The sequence below is a fragment of the Bacillus sp. 05T21 genome, assembly GCF_056396785.1.
This window is the reverse complement of record NZ_JBFTMD010000024.1, coordinates 35,792-49,361: the sequence shown is the minus strand read 5'-3', so window position 1 is coordinate 49,361 and position 13,570 is coordinate 35,792. Positions and strand designations below refer to the sequence as shown.

General features: G+C 34.4%; 12 protein-coding genes. 4 read left to right on the top strand and 8 right to left on the bottom strand.

Features of this window, described 5'->3' with window-relative positions:
• Positions 1–99: 99 nt before the first annotated feature.
• Positions 100–1,920 carry an exopolysaccharide Pel transporter PelG gene (gene pelG, locus AC1DKZ_RS26510; protein ID WP_476997411.1) on the top strand — a complete coding sequence of 607 codons (1,821 nt, stop codon included), beginning with the start codon at positions 100–102 and terminating at the stop codon, positions 1,918–1,920.
• Between the two features lie 49 nt (positions 1,921–1,969).
• On the opposite strand, the gene galE is transcribed toward pelG, so the two are convergent.
• Positions 1,970–2,986, bottom strand: a complete 1,017-nt coding sequence (gene galE, locus AC1DKZ_RS26505; protein ID WP_002184448.1) for a UDP-glucose 4-epimerase GalE — start codon at positions 2,984–2,986, stop codon at positions 1,970–1,972.
• 183 nt (positions 2,987–3,169) lie between these two features.
• On the bottom strand, positions 3,170–3,817 hold the full coding sequence (gene trhA / locus AC1DKZ_RS26500) for a PAQR family membrane homeostasis protein TrhA (RefSeq protein ID WP_476997410.1): 648 nt from the start codon (positions 3,815–3,817) through the stop codon (positions 3,170–3,172).
• A gap of 164 nt (positions 3,818–3,981) precedes the next feature.
• Between trhA and AC1DKZ_RS26495 the strand changes: the two genes are divergently transcribed.
• Positions 3,982–4,542: a DUF1836 domain-containing protein gene (locus AC1DKZ_RS26495; RefSeq protein ID WP_002035007.1), complete on the top strand. Its 561-nt coding sequence runs from the start codon at positions 3,982–3,984 to the stop codon at positions 4,540–4,542.
• Positions 4,543–4,585: 43 nt separating this feature from the next.
• On the opposite strand, the gene AC1DKZ_RS26490 is transcribed toward AC1DKZ_RS26495, so the two are convergent.
• Together AC1DKZ_RS26490 and AC1DKZ_RS26485 are read right to left on the bottom strand one after the other, a co-directional pair.
• On the bottom strand, positions 4,586–6,031 hold the full coding sequence (locus AC1DKZ_RS26490) for a DEAD/DEAH box helicase (RefSeq protein ID WP_476997409.1): 1,446 nt from the start codon (positions 6,029–6,031) through the stop codon (positions 4,586–4,588).
• 229 nt (positions 6,032–6,260) lie between these two features.
• The gene (locus tag AC1DKZ_RS26485; protein WP_088040519.1) at positions 6,261–7,292 is read right to left on the bottom strand and encodes an acyltransferase; all 1,032 of its coding nucleotides are present in this window, start codon (positions 7,290–7,292) and stop codon (positions 6,261–6,263) included.
• A gap of 238 nt (positions 7,293–7,530) precedes the next feature.
• On the opposite strand from AC1DKZ_RS26485, the gene guaC reads away from it, so the two are divergent.
• Positions 7,531–8,514 (top strand): GMP reductase, encoded by a 984-nt coding sequence (guaC, locus tag AC1DKZ_RS26480; RefSeq protein WP_476997408.1) that lies wholly within the window; start codon positions 7,531–7,533, stop codon positions 8,512–8,514.
• Between the two features lie 138 nt (positions 8,515–8,652).
• On the top strand, positions 8,653–10,470 hold the full coding sequence (gene pepF / locus AC1DKZ_RS26475) for an oligoendopeptidase F (protein ID WP_476997407.1): 1,818 nt from the start codon (positions 8,653–8,655) through the stop codon (positions 10,468–10,470).
• Positions 10,471–10,506: 36 nt separating this feature from the next.
• On the opposite strand, the gene AC1DKZ_RS26470 is transcribed toward pepF, so the two are convergent.
• The 4 genes from AC1DKZ_RS26470 to AC1DKZ_RS26455 all read right to left on the bottom strand — a co-directional run bounded on the left by AC1DKZ_RS26470 (position 10,507) and on the right by AC1DKZ_RS26455 (position 13,531).
• On the bottom strand, positions 10,507–11,385 hold the full coding sequence (locus AC1DKZ_RS26470) for a radical SAM/SPASM domain-containing protein (protein WP_002016446.1): 879 nt from the start codon (positions 11,383–11,385) through the stop codon (positions 10,507–10,509).
• Positions 11,386–11,565: 180 nt separating this feature from the next.
• Positions 11,566–12,045, bottom strand: coding sequence for a 23S rRNA (pseudouridine(1915)-N(3))-methyltransferase RlmH (gene rlmH, locus AC1DKZ_RS26465; protein WP_002130178.1), 480 nt, complete (start codon positions 12,043–12,045; stop codon positions 11,566–11,568).
• A gap of 59 nt (positions 12,046–12,104) precedes the next feature.
• Positions 12,105–12,290, bottom strand: a complete 186-nt coding sequence (locus AC1DKZ_RS26460) for a CxxH/CxxC protein (RefSeq protein WP_002035001.1) — start codon at positions 12,288–12,290, stop codon at positions 12,105–12,107.
• 53 nt (positions 12,291–12,343) lie between these two features.
• Positions 12,344–13,531, bottom strand: coding sequence for a S1C family serine protease (locus AC1DKZ_RS26455; protein WP_476997406.1), 1,188 nt, complete (start codon positions 13,529–13,531; stop codon positions 12,344–12,346).
• Positions 13,532–13,570 lie beyond the last annotated feature (39 nt).

Sequence of the window (13,570 nt, the reverse complement as noted above, 5' to 3'; positions counted from 1 at the left end):
CTATTATGTGAAAGGGGCTAGTCAGTAATACATTTATCTTTATAAGATAATCGTATTACTGACCTAAAGCGTGATAGTCAATCTTGATAGTTTCTCATTTTGAACACTTGCTATTTATATGAAGAAAGTAGTGGATCCTTCTTAAATTACTTTTGGATGTGGAGATCTATGTTCACACCAATAATTCAAATTTTACAAATTGATTTCCCTGAATTAGATCTTATTCATTCTGTATCGACAGGGTATGGTGGATTGCTTGGTGCTGCAATTAGTGCCAAGTCCGATATACCATTTATTCTAACTGAACACGGTATTTATTCTCGGGAGCGTGAAGAAGAAATACTACAATCTACTTGGATACCAATTGAATATAAAAAAAGATGGATTTCTTTCTTTCATCACTTGTCCCATCAAGCATATGAACAAGCCGCTGATGTAATTACGTTGTTCGGCCGAAATAGTGCATATCAAAAAGAATTAGGTGCTCCGGCCCATAAACTAAAAATCATTCCAAATGGCGTTACTTTATCTGACTATAAAGGGTTACGTAAACCAAAATACAATTCGGATAAACTCATCATTTCCGCTATTATACGAGTTGTACCAATTAAAGATGTAAAAATAATGATTTATGCAGCTAAATTATTATTAGAAAAAGATATTCCATTTATATTTTATTTACTAGGTCTTGATACGGAAGAAGCAGAATATGCTCAGGAATGTCGTGATTTAATTCAACAATTAGGATTAGAAGAGCATGTAATAATGACCGGCAAAGTAAATATTAAAGATTACTTAAAACAAACAGATATTCTCGTATTAACAAGTATATCTGAAGGACAACCATTAGCCTTGTATTATAAAATCGTGATGCTATTTTTATTTTTAGCTTTAAACATCATTTGGATTCAATCCATTTATTTAACAACAGCTAAAGATTATCAGTCCATCGCTCTTGCATTTTTAATTGGTTCCATTTTCTCCTTATCTGGAATTGCGCTTATCGCTTACTGGCATCCAACACTTGGAATAGAACACGGATTGGCCCTATTACTTTTAATTTCTTTTACAATCGGGACTTTCATTACATTAGTGTGGTTAAGTATAGTTATTGTACGAATGTTTCCAAATAGTGATGCTACTGAACAATTTACCTTTCTTTCTTATTTAGATAAATATCCAGAACTATTTTGGTCAAGCTTACTTTACAATATTGGCATTTGGGTATGTAACTTTGTTATTTGGTTCGGAGAAGGGCGAGGAAATATTGAAAACACGTTTATTTATCATCAAATTTATGATACATCTGTTTTCTGGGCTTATTTAAGCATTATCCCAATCTATATTTTCTTCGTAGTATCCATTGAAACAAGGTTTTATGAACGGTATAAGAAGTTCTTCGGTTCAGTTAACAATGGGGCGACATTAAATACAATTTTACAATTAAAAGAATCAATGAACTTTGTCCTAAAGCAAGAAATGGAACGAATACCTCGTAATCAAGGTATTTTTTCTTTACTTATTATTTTTATAATATGGATGTTTAGTTCACAATCCGGGAACGTAACACTTGAATACTCTATTTTGCAGCTGACTATAATTGGTGCTTATGCAAACGGGATGGTCCTTGTTATCACGTTACTACTCTTATATTTTGAAGATCGTAAAGGGGCATTTCGAACATCAGCCCTGTTCTTTTCTGCAAATTTGTTATTCAGTCTTCTTCTACTTCCATTTGGGTTCAATGGTTACGGTATTAGTTTTGCACTCGGATCTTCTATTACATTCTTATATGCTATTTCTAGACTCTTTACTTACATTAAAGATATTGATTACTATACGTTTTGTCAGTCAAATACTCCTATAAAACGGCGAACTTTCTTTACTAAATTTGCTAATAAACTTAATGGAAATAAATAAATAAAAATGACCTTTTGCTCCCGCAAAAGGTCATTTTTTTATCTGTTTATTAAACTTCTAGATAGCCATTTTTGTTATTTGATTGCCATCTCCAAGAGTCTGCACACATCTCTTCTAATCCGCGTTTTGCTTCCCATCCTAATTCACGCTTCGCTTTTGATGCATCTGCAAAACATACTGCCACATCACCAGGACGACGTTCCGTAATTTTATAAGGAACTTCCTTGCCTGAAACTTTTTCAAATGCTTCAACCATTTCCAACACACTATAACCAGTACCTGTACCGAGATTGTATGCATCTATCCCAGTAGTGCCAAGTACCTTTTCAAGCGCCTTTACATGGCCATTTGCTAAGTCTACAACATGAATATAATCACGGACACCCGTGCCATCTTTTGTTGGATAGTCATTTCCAAATACACTTAATTCCTTTAACTTCCCTACTGCTACTTGTGTTACATATGGCATTAAGTTATTTGGAATTCCGTTTGGATCTTCTCCAATACGCCCACTTTCATGTGCACCAAATGGGTTGAAATAACGAAGTAATGCAATACTCCATCCTGCATCCGCAAATGCTACGTCACGCATAATTTGTTCAATCATTAATTTCGTTTGACCATATGGATTCGTTGCACTTAATGGAAACTCCTCCGTAATTGGTGATGTTTCTGGAATACCATACACCGTTGCAGATGAACTGAAGATCATCTTCTTCAAATCATGCTTCTGCATCACTTCACATAGCACTAATGTGCTTGTAATGTTGTTATGATAATACGTTAACGGAATTTCTACTGATTCCCCTACAGCCTTAAAGCCTGCAAAGTGAATAACAGCTTCAATTGTATTTTCTTCAAAAATCGTATCAAGTGCTTCTCGATTTAAAATATCTTCTTTATAAAATTTAAACTGTTTTCCTGTTATCTCTGTCACTCGATTTATAGACTCTACTGAGCTATTCGAAAGATTATCTACTACTATAATTTCGTAACCGTTTTTTAGTAATTCTACGCATGTATGACTACCAATATATCCTGCTCCACCTGTTACAAGTATTGCCATAATTATAGTCCTCCATATTTCATTCATTATAAACTTCTCAAAGTATATCACATATTTCTTATCATATGTTTATTATGCGAACACAGAAACTTACATTTTATCCCATGATTTTTTGTACAATACACGATTCAAATCAGGTAATAAAAAAACGCCACATAACAGACATCGCGTGGCGTTTTTTGATCAAATTACGTAACAATATACACTTAGAAAATGTGCAAGACTACCTAACAATACAAAAACATGAAAAATTTCATGGTGTCCCATATATTTAAACTCCAACCATTTTGGCTTCGCACCGTAAATAAACCCACCAATTGTATAAAAAATGCCTCCGAGTACTAAGAAAATAATACCTCCTGTACTTAGATTCTCAGCTAGCGGTGCAAAGAATAGAACAATTAACCAACCCATCAGAAGATAAATTGCTGTCGATAACCATCTTGGACAATTAAACCAAAACATTTTAAAAGCAATACCACAAATTGCCGTTGCATAAACTAAACAAAATAATAGTAAACCATTTGCCGAATTTAATGTAATTAAGCAAAAGGGTGCATATGTACCTGCAATTAATATGAAAATCATAGAATGATCTAGCTTCCTAAAGAAATAAATAACACGTTCACTGGCTACGACACTATGATACACAGCTGATGCCATATAAAGGACCATCATCCCGATACCGAATAAAATAACAGCTGTAATTGCAGCAATAGATGGCATCTTAACAGAAACTTTCACAAGCATAGCTAATAATGCAATAAATGATAATACAGCTCCTCCTAAGTGAGTAAATGCATTAACCGGTTCTCTTACATAAATATTCATATAAACACCCCTCATATAATTACATGTAGTTTTCATAACTATATGTAATTATATACATATTATCCGTGCGGGTCAACATTTACAATTCATTTGTTTCGTAATACCATATTTAAAGATATACTAAACATTAAGTTCCACTAAGTTATAAAAGTGAGGGGTTCTACGTGGAAAATATAAATAAATTACTTGAATCATTACATTTAGAAAAAAGTATTAAACTTGAGGATATCCCAAATGTCGACTTATATGTAGACCAAGTTGTCCAACTATTTGAGAATACTTATGCGGATACAACGAGAACTGATGATGAAAAAGTATTAACAAAAACAATGATTAACAATTACGCAAAAGGGAAATTATTCATCCCTATCAAAAATAAAAAGTATTCAAAAGAACATATGATTTTAATCAGCTTAATTTATCAATTAAAAGGAGCTCTTTCCATTAATGATATAAAAAGCTCCTTAGAAAATATAAATGCACCGTTAATAAACGATGATACATTCGAATTAAATACTCTATATAAAGATTACCTTTCTCTTACTGACACCAATGTGGAAAGCTTTAAGCAAGACGTGAATAACCGTGTTAAGGAAGTAAACGAGGTTTCTTCCTTAGAAGATCCAAAGCTAGAAAAGTTTTTATTACTAACATCCTTCGTGACTATGAGTAATATGTATAGACGTTTAGCAGAGAAACTAGTTGATGACCTCAAAGAAACTTAAACAAAAAAACTATCCACCTGTTAGAGGTGGATAGTTTTTTTGTTTACTTAATTGCTTCATGAACCTTTAATTGTTTCCCTTTAATCGTTGTGTTTTTCATAATTTTTAAAACAAGTGGTCCTTTTCCATTTAATATTTCAACGTAAGAAACATTGTCTTGTATTGTAATAATTCCTATATCTTCTGCTGTAACACCTTTAATTTTAGCAATTGTACCGACGAAATCTACCGCCCTAATTTTCTTTTTCTTCCCGCCATTAAAGTACAATTTCATAATTCCTTTGTTTAGGTCTGCATTTTTATCTTTCTTTATAATTGGTTTAGCATGTATCTTTTCCTCAAATACTGCTTTCCCTTTCATAACTTCTTCTTTTGAAGGTGCAAGTGCCTTTGGAATTTCAAAGCTAATGTACTCCTCAATCTCTTCTAAAAATCTATTTTCATACGGCGTCATGAATGTAATAGCTTTCCCGTTATTACCAGCTCGTCCAGTTCTTCCCGTACGATGTACATAACTTTCTTTTTCTAATGGAATATCATAGTTAATAACATGTGTAATATTATCAATATCAATTCCTCTAGCAGCTACGTCTGTCGCTACTAAATAACGGAACTTTCCTTTTCTAAAATCGTCCATAACTTCAAAACGATCTTCTTGTACCATACCACCATGTATTTTGTCACAAGGATAGTTAACCCGCTTTAACTGCTGAAATACGTGATCTACATTTTCTTGCGTACGGCAAAAAATAATACAACTATCTGGATTCTCAATCGTTGTTACATCTTTAAGAAGTGAAAGCTTCTCCTCTTCTCTCATCTCAAAAAGTGTATGTTCAATTTTATCTGTTGTAATCCCGGTAGCCTTAATTTCAATATGCGTTGGCGAATCCATATACGTACGAGATAACTTTTCAACATCTTTTGGAAGTGTTGCTGAAAATAGCATTGTCATTCGTTTTTTAGGTAATTCGTCAATAATTGCCTCTACCTGATCGATAAAACCCATATTCAGCATTTCATCTGCTTCATCAATAACTAAATACTTCAAACACTCTACAGAAAGGGTACCTTTTTCAATATGATCTAACACACGGCCAGGAGTCCCAACTACAATATGTGTTTTTTGCTTTAACTCTAATTTTTGACGTGCAAATGGAGATTTACCATAAACTGCAGCGGCCTTAATTCTTTTGAAACGACCTATATTCGTAATGTCTTCTTTTACTTGCACCGCAAGCTCTCTCGTCGGTGTTAAAACTAAAGCTTGTGGCTTATTCTCTTCCCACTCCACCATTTCACAAAGTGGTATGCCAAATGAAGCGGTTTTTCCACTTCCAGTCTGTGATTTCACGACAAGGTCTTTCCTTTGCAAGGCAACTGGAATAACCTCTCCTTGCACTTCCGTTGGATGTTCATATCCTAAACCAGTAAGTGCTCTTACAATTTCTTTACTTAATGCATAATCGGTAAACCTTCTTTTACTCATGTAATAACCTCATTTTATTCTGTATTTAATAATTATATTTTTTATTCCCCTACATTTAATTATACTAAGATGATATATCAAACTAATATTTTTAATTCGCCCAAATATCAACTTAATCTAAGTATAACTCTTTTTATATTATTTTTTAAAACAACATAATAAAGGACAGTCTTAATAATAAGCCTGTCCACCTACATAACGGAAAATATTTTCTTTTCAGATTTTTTCTTTACGGAACTAGCCTTTTTACAACCGGTATTCTTTGCAATACTAAAGTTATTAACATACTAAGGACAAGTGTAATAATTACATTTATAGGTATTGCCAATATTGCATGTACATGTGCATTCACCTTTGGAATGACTATGTATAGATAATTATTTAATAAGAAAAAGTGAAGAATATAAATCCCAAGACTTGCTTGGTTTATGCCACGTAATAAAAATGGTAATTGTCTTTCTGAATTTTGGAAAGCATATTTGAAAAAGACAAATAACCCAATTGCCATAAGTACAACACCCGGAGCAAAATATTCATACCAATATTGATCCAGCTGTCCATTAGCTTTGACTGTATAATGATATGTAATAAAGAACGTACCAATAAATCCTGCAAGTCCTCCAATATAAGAAATATTTCTCCATTTTTTCACAATATCATAATTCGATAAGTAATAACCAAGTAGGAAATACCCTACATAATTTGTAACGTAAAATAGTTCGATATTAAAGTTGATAGGATAATAATAATTTACTAGCTTGACGATAACAGATGCATATAGCCATAAAATTAAAAAATATTCTATCTCTCTCTTCTTAGCATTTTTCACAAATACTTTCAGTAAAGGTGCGATTAAATATATTCCTACAATCATATATAAGAACCATAGATGTAACCCGATACTATTTGTTAAAAAGTACTTTATCCCTTGCTTTAAAGAAGCTGGAAAATATCCTACGCAAGCCCCATAGATATAAAATATAGCACTCCAACCTATCAAAGGTATAATCACTTTACTTGCACGTTTCTTTAAAAATTCCCCAATAGAAGTATCTTTTGTTCCCTTTAATAATAGGGCTCCACTAATCATTACAAAAATTGGTACACTAGCACGCGAAAGTGAGTCGTAAAAATTACCAGCCAGCCAACGCGATACGTTATTTGAATCTAATGTAGAAACATAACCAGCAGCAACGTGAATTGTAACGACCGCAATTGTCGCTACTACACGTAGCCAATCCATATATACTAAACGTCCCATAAAATCTCCCCTAAATCAATATATTTATCTACTATTTTCCATATATAATTCTACATTAAACTATTACATATTAAAATACATTACAACCATATAAACCCAATAACTATTAAATTAACTTTAATTTTTTAAATTAAACATTAAAACCTTTGACTTATTACTAAAAATACTGTAAATTATCATTTGGACGAACATTTTTAAAGAAACTAAATAAAATATTCGTATTTTAGGGGTGAAAATGATGGAAAATGTATTTGATTATGAAGACATTCAATTAATTCCTGCAAAATGTATTGTAAATAGCCGATCTGAGTGTGATACAACTGTCACTTTAGGAAAACATAAATTTAAATTACCTGTCGTACCTGCAAATATGCAAACGATTATTGATGAAAGAATCGCAACTTATTTAGCTGAAAATAATTACTTCTACATCATGCATCGTTTCCAACCAGAGAAACGCATCTCATTCATTAGAGATATGCAATCACGTGGATTAATTGCTTCAATCAGCGTTGGTGTTAAAGAAGACGAGTACGAATTCGTACAACAATTAGCTGCTGAGAAACTTTCACCTGAATACATTACAATCGATATCGCGCATGGTCACTCTAATGCTGTGATCAACATGATTCAACATATTAAAAAACATTTACCAGAAGGCTTCGTTATCGCTGGAAACGTTGGAACTCCAGAAGCGGTAAGAGAATTAGAAAACGCTGGTGCTGACGCAACAAAAGTTGGCATTGGACCTGGTAAAGTTTGTATTACTAAAATTAAAACAGGCTTTGGAACTGGCGGTTGGCAGCTAGCTGCACTTCGCTGGTGTGCAAAAGCTGCAAGTAAGCCAATTATCGCTGACGGTGGTATTCGTACACATGGCGACGTAGCTAAATCAATTCGATTTGGAGCAACTATGGTTATGGTCGGTTCTCTATTCGCAGGTCATGAAGAGTCTCCAGGGGAAACAATCGAAAAAGATGGCAAACTTTATAAAGAGTACTTCGGTTCAGCTTCTGAATTCCAAAAAGGTGAGAAGAAAAACGTTGAAGGTAAGAAAATGTTCGTTGAGCATAAAGGTTCTTTAGAAGACACTTTAATCGAAATGGAACAAGATCTTCAATCCTCTATCTCTTACGCTGGTGGAACAAAATTAGACTCAATTCGTACTGTAGATTATGTAGTCGTGAAAAACTCTATTTTCAACGGTGACAAAGTATATTAATTTATAAATTTAACTAGAAGGACAAGCATTTTTTATGCTTGTCCTTCTTTTTCATGTATAAAAATGTAAAACATTTTCATTTCACTGAATTTTCTAGTATCATGTTTTTAGATACTTATAATAAGGGGGATATAACAAATGAAAAATGTAATTGAGAAACGCCTTATTCGCGCGGAAGTCTCTACTGAATTGACATGGGACCTTTCTGATTTATACAAATCTGATAAAGAGTGGGAAACTGCATTACGTGTATTAACAGCCGATATAAAAAAACTTGATGCATTTAAAGGACAATTACACACTAGCCCCGCTACCTTATTAAATTGCCTGCTTTTAGAAGAAGAGCTTTTAATGAAGTTAACAAAAATCGGCGCATATGCAAATTTAAAAGAATCCGCTGATCGTACAGATTCAGTTATTCAAGCGAACTCTTCCAAAATTTCCACTCTAGGAACGAATGTACATACCGCACTATCCTTTATTCATAACGAAATTCTCTCATTTGAGGAGGGAACAATTGAAAAATATTTAACTGAGGAAATAAAGCTTGAACCTTTCCGTAAATCATTACTAGAGATACTCAAAAAGAGGCAGCACACTCTCTCTCCTGAAACAGAAGAAGCTCTTGCTGCACTCGGCGAAGTTCATAGTTCACCCTACAAAATTTACGGCATGACTAAATTAGCCGATATGGATTTCCCTTCTATACAAGATGAACAGGGAAATGATTTGCCTGTATCGTTTGCATTATTCGAAAGCAAATATGAATTTTCTCCAAGTGCATATATACGTAAAAAAGCATATTCATCATTTGTTTCCACATTGAAACGATATAAAAATACAGTTGCAACAACATATGCTACTGAAGTAAAAAAACAAGTGGCGCTTTCTCGTTTGCGCAAGTACGAGTCCGTTACCCATATGCTTTTAGAACCTCAAAAGGTTCCACTTGAAATGTATAACAACCAACTAGATATTATTTATAACGAATTAGCGCCTCATATGCGCCGTTTTGCAGATTTAAAAAAGAATGTATTAGGGCTTGATCAAATGCTTTTCTGTGACTTACATGCACCGTTAGATCCTGAATTTAATCCAACAATCACTTACGAAGAAGCTGGCAAACTCATTCAAGATTCTTTAAAAGTATTAGGAAATGAATATAGTTCCATTATCGAAAAGGGCTTCAAAGAAAGATGGGTAGACCTTGCAGATAACGTAGGAAAATCAACAGGCGCCTTCTGCTCTAGCCCATACGGTTCTCACCCTTATATTTTAATTACATGGCAGGGTACGATGCGCGGGTGTTTCACATTAGCTCATGAATTTGGACATGCTGGTCATTTTTATTTAGCAAATAAAAATCAGCGTATTATGAATGTGCGTCCATCTATGTACTTCGTTGAAGCTCCATCAACGATGAATGAATTACTATTAGCCCAGCATTTACTTGCGACTACTGAAGATAAGAGAATGCGCAGATGGGTTATTCTGCAACTACTCGGCACATATTACCACAACTTCGTTACCCATCTACTTGAGGGAGAATATCAAAGAAGAGTATACGCTCTAGCAGAAGAAGGGCAAGCACTCACAGCTACAACTTTAACTGAAATAAAAACGAAGGTCCTTTCGACATTCTGGGGAGATTCCGTAGAAATTGATGAAGGCGCCGGTTTAACATGGATGCGTCAACCTCACTATTATATGGGCTTATATTCTTACACATATTCTGCGGGACTAACTGCTTCTACCGCTGTAGCTCAAATGATTAAAGAAGAGGGACAACCTGCTGTTGATCGCTGGCTTGATGTACTCCGTGCAGGCGGTACAATGAAACCACTTGAATTAATGAAACACGCTGGAGTAGACATGTCAAAACCAGATGCAATCCGTAAAGCTGTTTCTTACGTAGGTTCCTTAATTGATGAATTAGAACGTTCTTATCAAGAATAAAAATAAGCCCTCGCTTTATGAGGGCTTATTCTATATTTACTTTCCAAATCTTTTGCGGTATCCGCACTTTCTACATAGTTCTTCTACTGCAACCCTTTTTGAAAATCCATCTACAATATTGTTCGCTCTTTCGCCTTCAATAATATTAGAGAATGAATCATTATTAATATTTCCAAGATTAATAATTCCCTCACCATCTAGACAACAAGGAATAACAGTTCCGTTCGCTAAGATTCCAGCCTGATTTCGAAGACCATGACAGAATCCTTTTCCATCATCCTCTTCTTCATGCAATGCCGGCCACTGGAATTCATAGTCTTGATTAATAAAGACACGTTCCGCAATTTTTATACCTTTTCCCGGTGTAAGCTTCTCTTCAATTTGATAAGATAGATCAAACTCATTTTCAATTATAGATAATAAATCCCTATTTTTTTGGATTTCAGCATTTGTTTTATTATCCTGAGTTAAATTCCATAATCTTAGTGAAACGATTAAGTCCGATTGACTTGTTGCCTCTCTAATGAAAGAAAGTATACTCCTTACATAGCCCTCTTTATCTTGCGAACCTGGGTGTCCATCAAAACTGTGCAGTGAAAAATTCATTTGTCTTAACGCAGGCTTATTTAACAGTCTATGCCTTCTCTTATTAATTAACGTTCCGTTCGTTGTAATATTAACTTTAAACCCTTTTTCATGGCTTAAATCTAATAGTTGATCTATTTTCGGATGGAGCAACGGCTCACCCTTCACGTGCAAATAAATGTAGTCTGTGTGAGGTTTAATTTGGTCTAATCTTTTAGCAAAATCCTCTACAGAAATGAATTGCTTCTGCCTTTCCGTCGGCGGACAAAAGCTGCACGCAAGATTACATACACTCGTAATCTCCAAGTAAAACTTCTTAAACTTCTTCACCTTTAATTCCTCACTTCTATGACTACTTATACTTTTTCCCTCTTCATATTACAGCATATTTTTTTAGAAATAGAAACATACTTATTTTAGGAAATCTACATACCATCTATTAATGTTTAAAAGACCATCGGTGATTTTTGTCCAATGGTCTTTTTTACTCTTTATATACAAATGAAAAATTTATTTATGATACGGTTCACCACGATTAATCCGAAACGCTCTATACACCTGCTCAAGCAATACTAATCGCATTAATTGATGTGGTAATGTCATCTTCGAAAAAGAAAGAGATTCGTTTGAACGCTTCATTACTTCAGAACTAAGCCCCAGTGATCCGCCAATTACAAATGTGATCTTGCTCTTTCCATATGTAGCAAGGCGATCTATACTTACCGCAAATTCTTCTGATGATTTTTGTTTTCCTTCTATAGCTAACGCAATGACATGCGTATCATCAGAAATTTTATCCAGTATACGAATACCTTCTTTTTCTTTTACAATTAACATTTCTGCTGCACTTAAATTTTCTGGTGCCTTTTCATCTGGCAATTCAATTACTTCTACTTTTGCGTAAGAAGATAATCGTTTTAAGTATTCTGCTATACCTTGTTTTAAGTATTTTTCTTTTAATTTTCCGATTGAAATAATCGAGATATTCACATTTATTCCCCACCTTACAAACACGTTATCCACAGGACTTATCCACATATCCACAAATATTACCCACATATTGTGTGAGAATCTGTGTTCGATACAACATATGTCGCCTCATTTTGACAAAATTCACATGTTTTTTTCTCTTCTTTAGAGTTATCCACATTGTTAATAACCGGTGCGACTTCACACTCATCCACAATGATATCTAATGCTAATTCAACATGTTCTAAACAACAAGGTAAATTCATATTCTTCACCTCACTTTTCTACAATAGAAAACAGGAGGTAGGCCCTCCTGTTTTTAATACTTTTGAATGCCTAATTTCACCGTTGTTGTCGCTCGTTTTGTACCACGATAAAACGTAAGAGTCATTTTATCATTAATTTTTTTATTATATAAGGCCGTGCGGAACCCAATAATATCGTGCACCACTTTTCCATCTACCGCCACAATAACATCATGTTCTCTAAGACCCGCATCCGTACCTGGCGAAGGACTTTTCACATCTAAAATGCAGACTCCTTCTGTTACGTTACCTGGTAAGTGTAATGTTTTTGACCAATAGTAACTCGGAATCTCATTTAATGATCTTAGTTCAATCCCAACGTAAGGTCTTCTTACTTTACCGTACTTTTCTAGTTCATTCATAATAGGAACAGCTCTCGTAACTGGAATAGCTAGTCCAATTCCTTCTACTTCTTTTGCTGCAATTTTCATTGAGTTAATACCTATTAATTGTCCCGCTAAATTTACAAGCGCTCCACCACTATTACCTGGATTAATTGCCGCATCTGTTTGCAATACTTCTACTTGCCAATCGTAATGTCCATCTTGATCTAAATCTACAGGAACAATACGCTCATTAGCCGAAATAATACCTTGTGTGACAGTTCCGGAAAATTGTAATCCCAATGGATTTCCAATCGCAATAACTGGTTCTCCTCTACGAACGGTATTAGAGTCGCCAATTTCAATCACTTTCTTCACATGCTTCGCATCTATTTCTAGTACAGCTAAGTCCGTGACTACATCGGTTCCTAATACTTTACCTGGAATTTTCTTACCGTCACTTAAGCTCACTTCAATACGATTCGCCCCAGCAACAACGTGGTTATTCGTTACAATATACGCATGTCCATCTGTTCTCTTATAAATCACACCAGAGCCTGTACCAGCTTCCGAATCAGCCTCTGAAAAATTGTCTCGTTGAATATTAATAACACCAACAACAGCCTCTGAAGCACGATCAACAGCGTCTACAAAGCTAATCTGTTTAACAGGAACATTTCCACTTTGAGCTTCAGCCATATTTTTTTCACTTGCTTCAGCTTGCGGAAGCTTACCTGCATGATTTGAAAATAAAGGAGCTCCAAATGCAAATAATGAAGCCCCTACAATCGTTCCCGCTATGCTAGAAATGACAATACCTTTATGTTTCTTTTTGCCTGCACGTTTAATACGATATTTTTCTTCATCAATAAAGGACATATTTGTTCACCTATCTTCCTGAAAACAACTATATTCACC